This window comes from Methylophilus sp. 'Pure River' (assembly GCF_046765995.1).
GTDB lineage: Bacteria > Pseudomonadota > Gammaproteobacteria > Burkholderiales > Methylophilaceae > Methylophilus.
Genome location: NZ_JBKOUE010000012.1, coordinates 48356 through 63912, shown reverse-complemented (window position 1 = coordinate 63912; position 15557 = coordinate 48356). Strand labels below are relative to the sequence as shown.

11 protein-coding genes are annotated in these 15557 nt (G+C 43.4%); 8 read left to right on the top strand and 3 right to left on the bottom strand.

Annotated features, from left to right (window positions below; translation table 11 throughout):
• Nucleotides 1-10 precede the first annotated feature (10 nt).
• From ACIDE9_RS13620 to ACIDE9_RS13585, 8 genes are all read left to right on the top strand, one after another.
• Nucleotides 11-1429 carry an O-antigen ligase family protein gene (locus ACIDE9_RS13620; protein WP_411995234.1) on the top strand — a complete coding sequence of 473 codons (1419 nt, stop codon included), beginning with the start codon at nt 11-13 and terminating at the stop codon, nt 1427-1429.
• Between the two features lie 33 nt (nt 1430-1462).
• On the top strand, nt 1463-2686 hold the full coding sequence (locus ACIDE9_RS13615) for a glycosyltransferase family 4 protein (protein WP_411995233.1): 1224 nt from the start codon (nt 1463-1465) through the stop codon (nt 2684-2686).
• A gap of 1 nt (nt 2687) precedes the next feature.
• On the top strand, nt 2688-4328 hold the full coding sequence (locus ACIDE9_RS13610) for a GMC oxidoreductase (protein WP_411995232.1): 1641 nt from the start codon (nt 2688-2690) through the stop codon (nt 4326-4328).
• 24 nt (nt 4329-4352) lie between these two features.
• Nucleotides 4353-5765: an Atrophin-1 multi-domain protein gene (locus tag ACIDE9_RS13605; protein ID WP_411995231.1), complete on the top strand. Its 1413-nt coding sequence runs from the start codon at nt 4353-4355 to the stop codon at nt 5763-5765.
• A gap of 28 nt (nt 5766-5793) precedes the next feature.
• A complete protein-coding gene (locus ACIDE9_RS13600; protein ID WP_411995230.1) occupies nt 5794-6981 on the top strand; it encodes a glycosyltransferase family 2 protein in 1188 nt (395 codons plus the stop codon).
• 42 nt (nt 6982-7023) lie between these two features.
• Nucleotides 7024-8103, top strand: coding sequence for an acyltransferase family protein (locus ACIDE9_RS13595; protein ID WP_411995229.1), 1080 nt, complete (start codon nt 7024-7026; stop codon nt 8101-8103).
• A 464-nt stretch (nt 8104-8567) separates the two neighbouring features.
• A complete protein-coding gene (locus tag ACIDE9_RS13590) occupies nt 8568-10046 on the top strand; it encodes an Atrophin-1 multi-domain protein (RefSeq protein ID WP_411995228.1) in 1479 nt (492 codons plus the stop codon).
• A 329-nt stretch (nt 10047-10375) separates the two neighbouring features.
• On the top strand, nt 10376-11791 hold the full coding sequence (locus ACIDE9_RS13585) for a hypothetical protein (protein ID WP_411995227.1): 1416 nt from the start codon (nt 10376-10378) through the stop codon (nt 11789-11791).
• Between the two features lie 16 nt (nt 11792-11807).
• Here the strand turns inward: ACIDE9_RS13585 and ACIDE9_RS13580 are convergent, their stop codons facing one another.
• The 3 genes from ACIDE9_RS13580 to ACIDE9_RS13570 are packed head-to-tail and all read right to left on the bottom strand — an operon-like array spanning nt 11808 to nt 15454.
• Nucleotides 11808-12803: an acyltransferase family protein gene (locus tag ACIDE9_RS13580; protein WP_411995226.1), complete on the bottom strand. Its 996-nt coding sequence runs from the start codon at nt 12801-12803 to the stop codon at nt 11808-11810.
• Complete coding sequence (locus ACIDE9_RS13575) at nt 12790-13761, bottom strand: NAD-dependent epimerase/dehydratase family protein (RefSeq protein WP_411995225.1); 972 nt, start codon at nt 13759-13761, stop codon at nt 12790-12792. The genes ACIDE9_RS13580 and ACIDE9_RS13575 overlap by 14 nt, the downstream gene beginning before the upstream one ends.
• A gap of 13 nt (nt 13762-13774) precedes the next feature.
• Nucleotides 13775-15454, bottom strand: coding sequence for an FAD-dependent oxidoreductase (locus ACIDE9_RS13570; RefSeq protein ID WP_411995224.1), 1680 nt, complete (start codon nt 15452-15454; stop codon nt 13775-13777).
• Nucleotides 15455-15557: the final 103 nt, after the last annotated feature.

Here is a 15557-nt window from a genome sequence, read left to right as displayed (position 1 = left end):
AGGCAAAAAAGTGGCTAAATTAAACGTCAATAAACCAAAAGCGCTTCTGATCTTTTTGGCTTTTTTTGCTGCCCTGTTTTTTGGGTTGGCCTCTTTAGCTTTCGTACAGTTAGTCAATACAAACTATGTGTTTTTATTAGCGCCTCCGCTGGCATTGCTGATTGGGTTGTTGTTTATTTTTGATCGGTATGCATTTTTCTTGATGGTAATACTATCTCGATCATCCCTTGATGCAGCTTTTAATGCTATTAAAATCGGAAACTTTGGTTTGGGGGCAGTCTTAAACGCTCTTGTAATCATCATTGCTGCGTTAACTTTATTAGAAAAACCAGTAAAACTGGACTTTAAACTAGATGCTATTAAAAAGGCCTGGCTGATTTTTTTAACACTCTCGTTCGTATCAATTTTCTATGCCCCAACTTTGATCCCAAGTCTAAAAGCATTTTTAGTGTATGTTTCTTATGCTTCGGTATTTTTCTTAGGCCTCTTCGTAATTAAAACACCTGAGGACTTTGGTAAATGGATGAAGGCTGTTGCTGCATCTTCATTGATTCCGGTTTTATATAGCTTTTACTGCTTTGCTTTTGGTGGTAGCGGGCTGCTAAATTATCGATGGGAGGGTATGCGTCTTCAGAGTACGTTTCCTCACCCCAATCCTTTTGCGCCGTACTTGGTTGTCATAATTTCTGTTACTTTTTATTTGTATAAATCTAAAGCCGAGTTTATATCTTCAACTTTACGCAAGTTTCTCCCTCTTTACATACTTGTCTTAATCGGACTTTTGCTGATGACAAAAACAAGGTCGGCGTGGGTTGTAACTTATTTGTTATTTTTCCTATACGCAATCTTCCATGAACGAAAAATGCTGATTCTGGTAATAGCAGCACCACTTTTTGCATTATTCATACCAGAAATACAGGACAGGATTTTGGATTTAACTAAAGGGAATGATTTTGGTTCGACTGGGTATGAAAGGCTAAATTCTTTTGCATGGCGTTTAAAAGTTTGGGGAGACAGCATCGGCTGGATGAGTGAGACTCGCTATTTTCTGGGATACGGTATTTCTAGTTTTGTACATTTCTCACCTGAGTTTGTAATGGCAAATGCCTTCGAAAAAATTCGCTTTGATATTGAAGCGCATAGTATTTATGTACAAACATTTTTTGAATTGGGTCTTTTGGGTTTAGCATCATTATGCTATCTGCTGTACTCCTACCTTAAAACATTATTGAGTCTTTATGAGAGAAATAAACTGCTTGTCTTCACTGTAACAGTCATTTTTATTCAATACTTATTACAGTCGCTAACTGATAATTTATTGGATTACTTAATAAGTGAGTGGTACATGTGGTTTGTAATAGGTATTACTTTCAGTTATTTAGGTCAATTCAAAGACTCTCATAACAACTTCTCAAGTGTCTCAAAATAGCGTAACGAATTTTATTTTTCTGTTAGATTAACAATGAAAACTTGTATTGCATATTTTACAAGCGCATACCCGCGCGCAACAGACACCTTTATTCAGCGTGAGGTGATTGGCCTACGTAGCGCAGGTATCGACGTGCTAACCTCCGCCCTGAGGCAACCAGAGGGCGCTAATAATGTTAGCCCTTTAATATTAAATGAGCGTAAACAGACGACTTATTTTCTACCTGCAAATCCGGTAAAACTACTGAAACTCAATTTGAGGTATATGGTTAGTTCTGCATCGACGTATTTAAAAACACTCAAGTTAGCGTTTAAAACACGTCGACCAGGTGTAAAAGGTACGCTTTATCAATTGTTCTATTTTCAAGAGGCCTTGTTGCTTGCAAGTTACCTCGAAGAAAATAAAGTAGAGCACCTCCATAATCATTTTGGTGACAGCAGTGGTATGGTAACAATGCTTGCGAGTCAACTGAGTGGTGTAGGTTATAGCATCACATTTCATGGGCCGCATATCTTTTTTGAGCCAACATTGCTAGCACTACGCGAGAAAGTTAAATATGCAAAGTTTATTGTTTGCATTAGTAACTATTGTAAAAGCCAAATGATGCTTTTTTCAGATACTGAAGATTGGCATAAGTTACAGATTGTTCATTGCGGGATAGACATTAACAGTTACACCATCTCTCAACAGTCAGAGAAACAGGCTGACAATCCGGTAAAGTTACTCTATGTCGGCAGGTTGGCAGCAGAAAAAGGCGTTCCTGTCTTGCTGCGTAGTTTAATTGCTCTTAAAAATGAAGGTCATGAATTTCATTTAACATTATTGGGGGATGGTCCTGAGCGAGCAGCTTTGGAAGCCGAAGTGAAAGCGCAGGGTTTAGAGCAGATGGTTCATTTCGGCGGCTTTGCTAGCCAGGAAACTGTAAGGTCGACATTACAGGCAAGTGACGTATTTATTCTGCCAAGCTTTGCTGAAGGAGTACCTGTGTCATTAATGGAGGCGATGGCTTGTGGTGTTCCTGTCATTGGTACGAATGTTGGCGGAGTAACAGAACTCATAGAACATGGCGTTTCTGGCTTGGTTGTTGCGCCATCAGATGAAGTTGCATTAAAAAATGCCATCTTTAGTTATTTAAGTAATCCTGAGTTGCGCGAAAGCGTAAAGCGGGCAGCAAGAAAAGTGGTTGAGTCACAATTTAACTTAGAGCTTGAAGTAAACAAACTTGAGCAATTGATCACAACATATCAAAAGAGCTGACATGATTGGGTATCTCAATAGTAGTGATAAATCGGCTCTTGAAACCTTCTCTATTTGCATTATTGGTGCAGGTGCTGCTGGTATCAGTCTAGCTATTAGCCTTTGTCGGCAGGGGAAACGTGTCTTGCTTATAGAGGGCGGCGACTGGAATGAAACGCCTGATATTGTCGACGCATATGTAGGGCAGGCAACTACACCTCACCCTCAAACCACTGAGTTCCGGTATCAACGATTTGGGGGTACCACACATTTATGGGGTGGGCGCTGCGTACCTCTGGATAAGCATGATTTTGAGAAAAGGGCACACGTTCCAGAAAGTGGCTGGCCTGCAGGTGCAGCAGAAATTGCTGACTATTATCCGCAGGCGCTGGAGTATTGTGATGCGGGCAATGACGATTTTACAATTTCGTCATTTGGCCCGGATGCTAAGCCTATTTTCAGCGAGGCGCCACTATTGGCGCCTGACCTTAACGAGTATATTGAACGCTACAGCCTGCCAACAGATTTTGGACGAAAGTTTCGCCAAGAGTTAACTGAATCAAACAATGTCTATGTATTGCTACGTACACGCTGTATCGGCCTAAATGCTACAAATGCAGGCGATGTTGTTAGCTCAGTTACATTGCATGACGGCAAACAGTCTATTGACGTTAAGGTCAAGCAAGTAGTGTTGGCGGGTGGGGGCATTGAAACCACACGGCTAATGTTGGTTAGTCGGCAGAAAATACCTGCCTGGAGTAATCTGGATAATTCGTTAGGCAAATACTATGCCTGCCACTATGACTTAATTTTTGGGGCATTGCGGTTTAATGGTGAGCGGCCGGTGTTCGATTTTCAGAAAACCTCTGAAGGCATTTATGCGCGGCGTAAACTGCAGTTTTCTGCAGATTACCAGGCAGAGCACGGCTTACTTAACTCTGCATTCAGGTTGCATTTTCCGGCCTATGCTGATCCGGTACATGGTAGTGGGGTGATGTCGACGATTTACCTCGCCAAGTCGATTTTAAAGCCTGAATATCAGGCGATACTAAATCATGGAGTGAACCAAACTGCTGTACGTGGTCAATCATTCAAGCATGTGATGAATGTTGTCATGGATATAGGCTCCGTGGTTGGTTTTGCATTTAACTGGCTGTTTAAAATTAAACTGGCTAAGCGCCGCATCCCTTACACGCTGGTAGCCAATCGTAATGGCACTTACCCAATTGAATTTAATAGTGAGCAGGTCTCAGATGCTAATAACCGAATTGAGCTGCTAAACGAATGTGATCGGTTTGGAATGCCAAGGGTGAGCGTATATTGGAGAATGACCGCTCAGGATATCGCCTCTGGTATTAAATCTTTTAATTTATTACAAAAGCAATTTGAGAAGACAAAAGCATGCAGGCTTGAATATAAGCCTGAAGAGTTACAAAAGGCAATGGAGAACGCTTTACCCGTTGGCGGCCATCATATGGGAACAACCCGTATGGGAACCGCTCCGAATGACAGTGTGGTGGATGTGAATTGTAAAGTGCATGGCGTAAAAAACCTGTATATAGCCAGCGCATCAGTGTTTACCACCAATAGCCATGCCAACCCGACATTAACGATTATTGCGTTGGCTTTGCGGCTTGCAAAGCATATTTCATCGCAGGATTGATCTGACTGCCTGAAAGGTAAAATTATGGGCAAAAGAGAATCTAATTCAATCTTTGGTTCTGTCACTCTGATAGTTATTCTTTTTATTCAAGTGAGTTTTGTTATTGCTGCTGAGTTTGGTAGTTTTGAAAAGCCCTTTACTTCCAATTCGCTTTGGTACAGCAAGCCGATAGATCCAGTATTTGATAGCTTTGTGATTCCAACATCAAACTATTTCCCTGCTATTCAGGAAGGAAAATACTCTACACGTTGTTACTTTGCAACAGCTAAAGACTCTCCTATGAGGCTTAAACCGGCCGTGGGTAAGAAGGGCGTTTATGATGCAGATGCAGAAAGTTTTAGCGACGAAATAATAATCCCCCACTGGCCGGAAGAGTTAGAGCCCGCTGAAGGGGATGATGGGCATGCTGATATTTTTGATACCACAAGCGGTATTATTTATTCATTCTGGCAATTGAAAAAAGTGGATGGTGCGTGGCGAACAACCCATGTTGGCTGGATGCCGATAAATGGCTCTGGCTGGGGAGATCCTGCGCACTATCATCAAGGGTCCCGGGCGTCTGGTGTGCCATCATGTGCAGGTATTATCCGTAAACATGAATTAAACGATGGTGACGATATGTATCGCCATGCATTAGCAATCTCGCTCACCAACAACGCGCTTTCACCTTCACCAGCCTATATATTTCCAGCTACTGCAGCGGACTCCAGTGCCCCCAAAAAGAATACAGGTCGAATTCCTGAAGGAGCGCTACTGATGTTACCCCAAGACTTTGATACATCTGTAATTAAAGATGCTACCTTGAGGAAGGTGGCAAATACTTTAAAAGTTTATGGTGCTTATGTGGTCGATATGAATTATGGTACGCCTTTTGTAATTTATGTTGAAATTGGTTCTGGATTAAAAATTGGTAAGGGTGGCTGGAATTATAAGCTTGGGCAGGAACTGCACCTTGTTAGAGAAAGTCTGCGCATGGTCAAAGCGGCAGGCGGTTGGCTTGATGGCAATGGGCAGCCATTTACCCCCAATAAGAACTTGAACCTTCTTTCCATGAGAGGCCCTTGGGTGGCCTCCAACGGTAAACCCTTGGGTAAATTCGTACCGACACAGCAAGCTGTTGTGTTTCAAAATACAGACTCCCCAGTGATTCAGTCCAACTATTCAGACCGCTCCATGCCAGCGATTGACTGGGCAAAGCCACAAAAAGGGCAACGGTACACTTTAAAAGCGGTGACGACTGGCGGTGCCAGCTTACGGTTCAAGATCATTGACAAAGAGACCAAGAAGCAAGTTTACGACAGCCGCGATCTTCAAAATAATGAGTTGGTGACTTTTGAGTGGCCTGTTGATAGTTTTTACCCGCTGGTCACTGTCACGAGTGGGGTAGGCGACGCTTCATCAGCGCGTGGCATACTGCTCCGCGCCGCAGACAAATAATTGAAATTTACTTTAATAGGCCTTCGCTATGATTTATGACGCACTTATCGCACTTTTTTATCTTGTATTGTTGCTACTGGCGATTCCTGTTCTGACCTTTGCCTTCCAAATTCTCATAGCCATCCTGCCTGGTTATCGCAAATCAGTGATCGTGCCCAGTCAGGAGCGTATTGCGATTCTGATTCCAGCACATAATGAGTCGGCGGGTATCGAGCATACCTTGCAATCAGTCAAGCAGCAGGCCACCACCAATACCAGAATCGTTGTAGTGGCCGATAACTGTAGTGACAATACAGCGGAGGTTGCTAGACAAGCCGGCGTAGAGGCAGTTGAGAGATTTGACCAGGAAAAAAGAGGAAAAGGCTATGCACTAGATTTCGGCTTGCAGTTCCTTAAGCAATCGCCACCAGAAATTGTCATGGTATTTGATGCCGACTGCCAGATAGATACTGGCACCATAGATGCTTTAGCCAATGCTGTTGTTACCAGGCAAAGGGCCATTCAGGCGCTTTATTTGATTCAGTCAAAAGCCAGTGGCGACATCAAGTCCAAAATTGCGGAATTTGCCTATGTTGTAAAAAGTTGGACCAGGCCATTGGGTTTTCATCGTCTTGGCTTACCAATGCAACTGATGGGCTCTGGCATGGCATTCCCTTGGCAACAAATTGAAAATGCTAACCTGGTGCATGGCAGTATCGTCGAAGATATGAAGCTGGGAATTGATTTAACGATCGCTTATCGCGCTCCTGGCTTTTGCCCTGAAGCATATGTCACCAGCTTGTTTCCGGAACACGATGCAGGAACAGAGTCTCAAAGAAAGCGTTGGGAACATGGCCACATCAGCATGATTGTCAAAGAAGGCATCCCACTGCTGGTTAAAGGTATCAAGTCTTTCAACTTTTCTATTGTTGCAATGGCTTTAGACCTGATTGTGCCGCCACTGGCATTGCTCTTTTTATTGTCCGCCCTGTTTGCATTTGTATCGGCGGCAGCATGGATACTCACTGGTGATGCACAGCCATGGTCACTAGGAGTAGGGGTGTTTGCAATATTGACTGGCTTTGTTTTAATTGCCTGGTTCAAACATGGTAGAAATATCTTACCTATCATGTCCTTATTTGCTTATGCACCAGTGTATGCCCTGAGTAAAATCAAGCTGTACCTGAATTTCTTCAAGAATCGCCAGGTTGAGTGGGTCAAATCTAGAAAAGACTAACTAATACACTGGTTCTGATTATTAATTTCACTTGTGAGTTCTATGAGTATTAACAAAAACGAAAATAGATACGCCTTTGCCGATGGTTTACGTGGTTTAGCTGCGTTATGGGTAGTTTTCTATCACTTATTTCATGGGGATCATGTTAATCAGCTCTCTCAATTTCTAGGGAAGACCATTTCTACAATTGTCTTCGAATATGGTAATTTGGGAGTTCCTATTTTCTTTGTATTAAGTGGTTTTGTTATGGCAGTTACAACCAATAACAAACATATAGGAATGCCACAATTTAAGAATTTTTTTCTTAGGCGTCTGGTTAGAATATCCCCACCATACTATTTTTCGATAGCCATAACGCTAATATTACTTGCTGTGAAAATTCATTATGTTGACCATGCGGGCGTCTTCCCATCTCCGTCAAATATTGCAGCACACTTTTTATATCTTCAAGGATTTCTCAACTACAAACAAATCAATGTTGTTTATTGGACGTTATGCTACGAGATACAGTTTTATTTAGTCTTTGGATTTATTATGTTTTTAGCTTCTAAGTTCGAAGATAACTCTCGTCACCAATTTTCAATACTCATCAGCTCAACTTTGATGGGCCTAATTTGGCTATTTTGGTCCTCTGATGAAAACCATAATTTGATTTACCTTTACTCTCAAGAGCATCTATTGTTTATAAATTATTGGTATGCATTTAGTGCTGGAGCATTGGTAGGATGGCTCATTTCGAAAAAGAACAGCTTCGAGATTTATGCCGTTTTATTTTGTTTATCCATACTCGTAATCAGTGCTTATAAGCAGGATATATTTGCACTGACTTCTGCGATTACTTCAATCGCTTTATACTTTGCACTTAAGAAAAATAAAATGGGTACTTGGCTCAGTTTTAAATGGTTGCAAATTTTAGGTTTAATTTCATATAGCCTGTACTTAATTCATAACAGTGTTACAGGAATAAGCGCCAGATTAGTGAGGAAGTTTTTTGATATTGGAGTTCTTACGGACTTCATAGTTCTAGCCTTTACAATAGTTTCTTGTTTATTACTTTCATATTTAATGTATTTAATTATTGAAAGACCCGTGATTAAATTAAGCCAAAAAATTAAATATTAAATTTAAACTCTTTAGCCTCTAAAGGGTGTCGAAATAAAGTGGTATCAACAAAACTTGTTTTCTTTTAAGTCAAAAAGCTCATAGAGAGCGGGGTGTTCACGCCCATTGATTACCCGAGCTAATGGATGTCATCATGCCTATGTGGCTATGATTGGTTGTGCTCTTGCCTAATTCAATGCCTGGTAAAAAAGCTTCTTAACGTTGGATAGTTGAGTGGTATATTTTTTGCTAAGTACTTTGTTGAATTGATCTGAAGCTAGATTATCAAACTATTTAAATCAAGGCGATTATCAAACTCCCCAACTTTGTCACTTTCTAAAAGCATTGCGTGAATGTTGTGACAAGTTCTGACAGGTTTTATGGTCCCGATTGACTGGTATTCTGATCTAACTTAGGCAAAGCAACGAGTTTGATTCATGCGACTTGCTGATCATTTAAATCATAACCTTACCCTTTAGGAGTAAATGATGAAAGCATTCACTCAAGTGCCTTTTATTACCCAGAATTGCCTAGCCTCAGCGCTGCTATTTAGTGCCATCAATGCTATCGGTGCGATAGACCCTAATGTTCCGAGCGCTCAAATACGTACAGATACGGCTAACAACCAAGTACAAACGGGACAATATTACACCAAACCTTTTGCGACGAATTCGTTATGGAATAGTCGACCAATCTCGCCAAGTTTTTCAGATTTTGTGATACCTCTTGCCAAATTCAACCCCTTAATTGAGTCAGGGATATATTCTTCTGGTTGTTTCTTTGCAGATGATAAAAGCGGCCCTATGCTTGTGAAGCCTATACCGGGGTCAAAGGGGGTATATGACGCGGATGCAGAAACTTCTCTGCCTCAGGTAGAGATACCACATTGGCCAGCAGACCTAGTGGCTGCAACTGGTAGCGACGGTCATGCCGATATTTACGATGTTGCTAATGGAGTCATTCATTCGTTCTGGAGGCTTAAAAACATCAATGGCGAGTGGACAGCCAATTTGTATGCCTGGGCGCCTATGAATGGTTCTGGTTGGGGCGATCCTGCGCATTATTATCATGGGGCAAGAGCCGTTGGCATTGGTGCTTGTGCAGGAATTATCAGGAAAAATGAGTTCACAAGCAGTGATCCGATTTACCCTCATGCGCTAGCAATGTCGCTGGATACGAGCGGTGCAGCTCCCGGATATGTTTATCCAGCCACGTCGGCTGATCACTACAGCGCAACCAATACCGGCAAAATTCCAGAAGGCGCATTAGTCATGTTGCCGCCGAGTTTTAATGTCTCTCAACTAAAAACGCCAGAGTTAATCAAGATTGCGAATACATTGAGGGTGTATGGTGCTTATGTCGTTGATGGTAACTTTGGGACCCCTTTCGTGATTTATGCAGAAACGGGTTCTGGGCTCAACCTGCATAAAAATGGCTATAACTTAAAAGCGGCTAATGAATTACATTTAATTCGCCAGTCTTTGCGTATGGTGACTTCAGTCAAGTCTTGGGTTGACGCTTCTGGCAGAGCGTTCATTCCAGAAAAGAATTTAAATATTCTGTCCATGCGTGGACCCTGGGGCGTCAAGCGTGGAACAGTATGGGATAAAGCGGACCCTTTAGTCGGTAAATTCAATACATGGAAGCAGGCTGTCGTTTTCGGTCCGACCACATCGCGCATCTCGCAGTCCAATCCATCCGGTCGGTCTATCAGTCAAATTTCATGGGCCAAACCTATTGCCGGCGAGAAATTTAAACTTACCGCGATTACAACGGGTGGCGGTCAATTGAGACTGATTATTTACGATAAACAATGGAAAACAAGGGTTGATACTTACGATTTAGCCAATGGACAATCTGCGACCTTTTTGTGGCCTGCTGGCGAGCTTTACTTCAGCTTGTATGCGACCAGCGGCATTGGCCCCAGTTCTAGTGTCAGTGGCACATTATTACGCGTTAAGTAGTTCAAACTACGTATAGAAGCTCCTAAAAACTAAGTGTATTAAATCATAGAATCGGCGGTTGTATGCTCCAATTGCGTTGCCGGAGCATTACCGCCAGCTGTGACTACCCCTTCAAAATCATAAAATCCTTGCGCATTCGGCAAGCAAGCGCTGGATGATGCGTCGCTTTATATCTATCTCAACGTTTTTATCACATTAAATATCAACTGCGCTTGAGAAAAGCCTAGCCCCACTCCTTAACTTAAATTTAATTTACATTTTCGGGGTATAGTTTAATTTGTAAATTTAACTTTTGTTTGGTTAGACAAATTGATGACTAAGGAGCCTAAATGATAAATGTAAAAGGAATAAGCAAAAAAGCACTGCTATTCATGATCGTGGTATCAAGCTTTAACGCAGTTGCAATTGAGTTTAGTAGTTACGCTCGGCCTTTCACCGCAGATTCATTGTGGAATAGTGTTCCGGTGTCACCTACATTCTCAAACTACATCATCCCTGATTCTCTATACAATCCAACAGCAAATACGCCAGCTTTTTCTGCTTCATGCTTTTATGCCGATGCCACCGACGCAGCAATGACAATTAAGGTTGGTCCAGGCTATGGTGGGATTCACGACCGGGATGCTGAGAAGATGGTTCCAGAACTGACTATTCCCCATTGGCCAACGAATGTAATGCCTGCAATAGGTTCTGATGGTCACGCCGATATATTTGATATGGAGACGCGAGTCATTCATTCTTTTTACAAGTTGAAGAATGTGAATGGTGAATGGACATCTCTACTTTATGCCTGGTCACCATTAAATGGAACAGGCTGGGGCGATCCTGCACATTATTACCAAGGTGGACGCGCAACGGGGGTAGCGGCTTGCGCTGGCATGATTAGAGTTCATGAGGTGGATGATGGCGATACTATGTTCAGGCATGCATTAGCAGTTTCGTTAACTGATAATGCACTGTCAAAGTCGTACGTATTTCCGGCAACATCTACAGATGTAGATGTCTCTAACTATACGGGACAAATTCCAGAGGGGGCGTTATTGATGCTACCCTCTAATTTTGATGTTTCCAAGATTCAAACGCCATTAGTCAAAAAAATAGCCAATACCCTGAAAACCTATGGTGCGTATGTCATTGATCGAAACTATGGTACGGCCTATGTGGTTTACTCAGAGATAGGCGCGGCAACCCGTGTTACAGGGAGCGGCTGGTATGAGCTGACATTAATCCAAAAAGCGTTGCGTATGGTCACTTCTGTGCAAGGATGGCTCGATGGCAATGGCAACAGCTTCCAAGCTAACAAAAACTTGAACGTACTTTCATTTAGAGGCCCCTGGGCAAGGGGCTACAGCTATCAGGCGGATAGTGATATTTGTAATAATAATTGCAGTCAGCTTGGTAAGTTTGACTCTATTCAGCAAGCTGTTGTGTTTGATACTACTGATGAAGAGATTGTGCAATCCAATCCTTCTGGCCGTTCTGTGACACATGTCTCTTGGGCAAAGCCCAAGAAGGGCTATAAATATCAGCTGACAGCAGCTACTACCGGTGGCGGCAAGCTCAGGTTTGTGATTCGTGATCCGGAAAAGAATGACTACGTCAGTTATGATTCAAAGGCACTGATTGATGGGCAAAGTGTCACTTTTACCTGGCCGTTGGATAACTACGATACGACCACCATCGCAATTAGTGGGGTGGGAGAACCCTCTACCGTATCGGGCGCCCTGGTGCGTATTGATGAGTAGCTAGCCAGGCAATCATCTAAGCTTTACTTTTTTTAGTCCCCAACTCATTTAGAAACTTTCTAGCGGGCACTTCTATAAAGTGGTAGCTAAAGGCAGCGATGATGAAGGCTGCTGCTAACAAGAAGACTCTGGAATGTCCTTGATGAATCATTTTGTAACAGGGTTGTTGCCATAGGTAGAGCGAAAATGAAATCAGCCCGATTCTGGTTAACAAAGGGTGGCATAACAACCTCATCACGTAATCGGGTAACTCTTTGATCGTACAAATGGCAATAGCGACACAAATGGTTCCCAGGCTATATTTGATCGGATCGGGAATAGGGTTAAGGTTGAATGCGACTGCTAGCGCCAACAGGGCGATAGAGGTGAGAGGATGCACCTTTTTATCTGACTGGTTAAATAGCAAAAAGCTGATTACTCCAATTAATATTGAGGCACTTCTGGTATCTGATCGCCAATACACATTGTAATAGTCCAGATGTTGGCCGAAAGTAAGCAGCGCGCCATTCACCAGAAAAACCAAGCAAAGTGCAATGAGTGGCTTCGTCGGATCAAAGCGGTATTTTCTGGAGAGTAAAGCAACCAACGCCAGCAGTATGTAAGTATGCTCTTCAATACACAGTGACCAAATGTGATCCAGCACTGGCGTGTGTGTTACATAAATGCTGTAGTAGTTATAGGTGAACATCAGTGTTGCCAACACACTTTGATAGCCAACATGCAAGCCATTTTCTGTTCTGCCAAAAATAATCCACATAGCAATAATGAATACGAACAGCGCAGGCCATACGCGTGAGATTCGTCTTTTAAAAAAGCTGGGCAAAGGCGTATGTTTTATAAACAAAATCTCGGCCATCAACCGTCCGCTGAGCACAAAAAACATCTCCACCCCAAACCTGCCAGCATTGAAGCCGTGGATGTTAAGAAAGTGGCCGATAAGCACAGCCAGAATTGAAAGTCCACGCCAACCATCGAGGTAGGCGTAGCGCGTCATATGATTAGCGTTGCTCATTTTTCAACCATTCAACAGAACTTAATAAACTTTGCTCATAAGTCATGAATGAAAAGTTGGCAGAGATTTTTTGCGCATCCAGAAAGATGTGTTGTTTGAATAGACGAACTAAAGAAGGGGGGAGTGGCTCTGGCAACTGGCTGGCCAAATGGCCCTGTTTTGCTTTGCTGAGGAGCTTTTGAGAGATTTTTACCACAGGGCTAAAGGCTTTTGAATCCAGCTTGAGTTGTAGCGGGTGGATGCGTTTGATAGGTGTCGCATTAATCGCCTGCGCCAGGTCAGTAAAATACTGGTTCCATCGCGGACTATCTGGTGCTGCCAGGTTAAACGACTGCACCTCGCCAGCATTTAAAGATAGTTCGAGGCCCAAGTGTATGGCTTTAACCACGTCATCAACGTGTACAAGATTACTCCAGCCATCTCCAGCACTACCCAAGTCGCCTAGCCTGAATGTTTTTAATAAGTTAGCGATGCGCTCTACCCATTGCACGCTACCGGGGCCATGGATGCAACCTGGTCTGAAAGTCACTACTTTTCCGCCTGCTTTTGCATAGGCCTGCATGTGTGCTTCTGCCTCGCATTTTGCAGCGGCATACCAGTTATAAGATGGGTCAAAAGGGGAGTCTTCGGTAATCACGCCTTCACTGGCACCATATACTGACATGGTACTTAAATGCACGATCGTCGGCTTGCCTGCGGCCAGCGCGGCTTGGGTCAATATTTGCGCACCAGTACCTATCGAGTTTTTATCCCCGGCGACGCAATTAACAACGGCATCCACACTTTGCAACTGCTTGGTCAACGCGGACAGATTCATGCTATCAAGAATGACGTGGTTATCCATATTGTTACGCATCCTGCCCCTGGAGGCAGCAATAGATGTCATGTTTGCATTTTGCAAATGCGTGTGCAGACGGCTACCTACATGGCCGGTGGCGCCAAGGATTAAGACTTTCATAGGTACTTCCTAACTAGATGATTGAATACGATGCTTTGCCAGCGTGCAACGTGTCTGCAATGTGGTCTGCCAGGCGTAAGCTCATGGCGACAATGGTCAGGGTAGGGTTAGCCTGACTGCTGGTTGGAAACACAGATGCACTGGCGATATATAGATTATCTACATTGTGGATTTTGCAATTTGCATCCACAACAGAGGTTTCCGGGGTATTGCCCATTCTGGTCGTGCCAATATGGTGACCACCGTAGGCGCCAAAGCGGGTTAAATCTTCTTCAAGTTGCTCGTCGCTGAATTCAAATGTGGCTAAACCGCTTTGATTGATCTCTTGTACAAACAGCTTGAGCGAGCGGCGGATAGACTCTATGTCTTCTGGCAAGTATTTCCAGTCGACTTTCACCTTACGCATGCCAAACACATCCGTTTCATCAATTAATGTAATTCGACTCTCTGGATTGGGATATTGTTCACCATGAATTTCAAACGTGAACTGGTTGCTTTTGTTATTTAAAATAACCGAAGGAAATTTACGCTTGGCCAAGGTTCTTTTGGTAACCCAGTGAACCAAAAACTTAACAGTATCAATAGGATCAAGAATGATATTGGCAAAATGCTTTAGGTATATACCCAGGCTGGATTGACCATCTTTGAGGCGCTTGCCATATTCATAACTGATAAAGTTTTTGGCCAGGAACAAGCCAGATAACACGCCAATTTTGTGTGATGGATCGACAATTTTAGGGAAGTGCAGCCTGGCGACCATGTTGCCAGCGCCGATTTTTCGCTGTGTCTCTGCCGTGAGGGCAAAACGGCGGCGGCAATAAATCCCCTCTGGCGAGACTTCATAACCATGGCGCACATTGCTGGTTGCCCCTAGCACGGTTAACTTGCCTAGATTACCGGCAATATGGCACTGATAGTAACGACCGACCAGATCATGCTGGTTACCAATCCCATTGGGGCAAACATCATTGGAGGTGAGCAGTAAGCGGGTTGTTTCAATCCCGCCAGTGGCCAGAATCACTCTTTTTGCCACAACGGTGGCCTTGGTGCCTGCAAGGCTATGAATGTCCAGTTGTTGCACACGCTCACCCGTGGCTGTAAGACGGATTGCTGTACAGTTGGCGCCCAACAGCACTTCTACATCTTTTGCTAATGCGAGCCTGTGCTGGTAGCGATCACCGACATTGGTCGGGCAAGAGAATCGCTCCAGATTATTCGTTTTAAGGATGTCGCTTTTAAATCCTTTGATTGCCGCCTGTTGCTCCGGGTCAAAGACTTGGTCAGCATCGTATTCATAGCGACCAGCTTCCAGCAATTTGTTTGCCATCACGTAATAAGGCGCGAGATCCTGGTAACTGATAGGCCAGCCGCTGTGGGGCACATATTCACGTTGCTCAAAGTCAATCGGATCAAACGGCATGCAGCGACCACCCCAAATCGTTGTTGAGCCGCCAAATCTACGTTGCCTGTATTTGTCAGGCGGGCTGTGCAATTTTTCGTCTGCCACTTCTCCGGCATACAGGTCCTGCGTTTTGTCATCAGCAAATTCAAAGCCTGATTCCAATAGCAGGATTTTCAAACCCCGTCCAGACAAGGAGAGTGCAAGGGATACGCCTGCTGCGCCTGCCCCGACAATACAGACATCAGCTTCAATCGTTGAACCGGAGGGCAGGTTATTTAAATTGCTAATCATATTTTTGTTAAATCACTTAAAAAAATTCACAAATAAGCGTTATTATTGAAACTGTAGATGAGGTGTAAGCAGTGGCGTTATCGTCGGAATAGGTTAAATGTCT

Bases quoted from the DNA above. Each gene is read 5' to 3' on its own strand.
- ACIDE9_RS13590 (WP_411995228.1), top strand. From the start codon at position 8,568: ATGATGAAAGCATTCACTCAAGTGCCTTTTATTACCCAGAATTGCCTA.
- ACIDE9_RS13595 (WP_411995229.1), top strand. From the start codon at position 7,024: ATGAGTATTAACAAAAACGAAAATAGATACGCCTTTGCCGATGGTTTA.
- ACIDE9_RS13570 (WP_411995224.1), bottom strand. From the start codon at position 15,454: ATGATTAGCAATTTAAATAACCTGCCCTCCGGTTCAACGATTGAAGCT.
- ACIDE9_RS13610 (WP_411995232.1), top strand. From the start codon at position 2,688: ATGATTGGGTATCTCAATAGTAGTGATAAATCGGCTCTTGAAACCTTC.
- ACIDE9_RS13600 (WP_411995230.1), top strand. From the start codon at position 5,794: ATGATTTATGACGCACTTATCGCACTTTTTTATCTTGTATTGTTGCTA.
- ACIDE9_RS13605 (WP_411995231.1), top strand. From the start codon at position 4,353: ATGGGCAAAAGAGAATCTAATTCAATCTTTGGTTCTGTCACTCTGATA.
- ACIDE9_RS13580 (WP_411995226.1), bottom strand. From the start codon at position 12,803: ATGAGCAACGCTAATCATATGACGCGCTACGCCTACCTCGATGGTTGG.
- ACIDE9_RS13615 (WP_411995233.1), top strand. From the start codon at position 1,463: ATGAAAACTTGTATTGCATATTTTACAAGCGCATACCCGCGCGCAACA.
- ACIDE9_RS13585 (WP_411995227.1), top strand. From the start codon at position 10,376: ATGATAAATGTAAAAGGAATAAGCAAAAAAGCACTGCTATTCATGATC.
- ACIDE9_RS13575 (WP_411995225.1), bottom strand. From the start codon at position 13,761: ATGAAAGTCTTAATCCTTGGCGCCACCGGCCATGTAGGTAGCCGTCTG.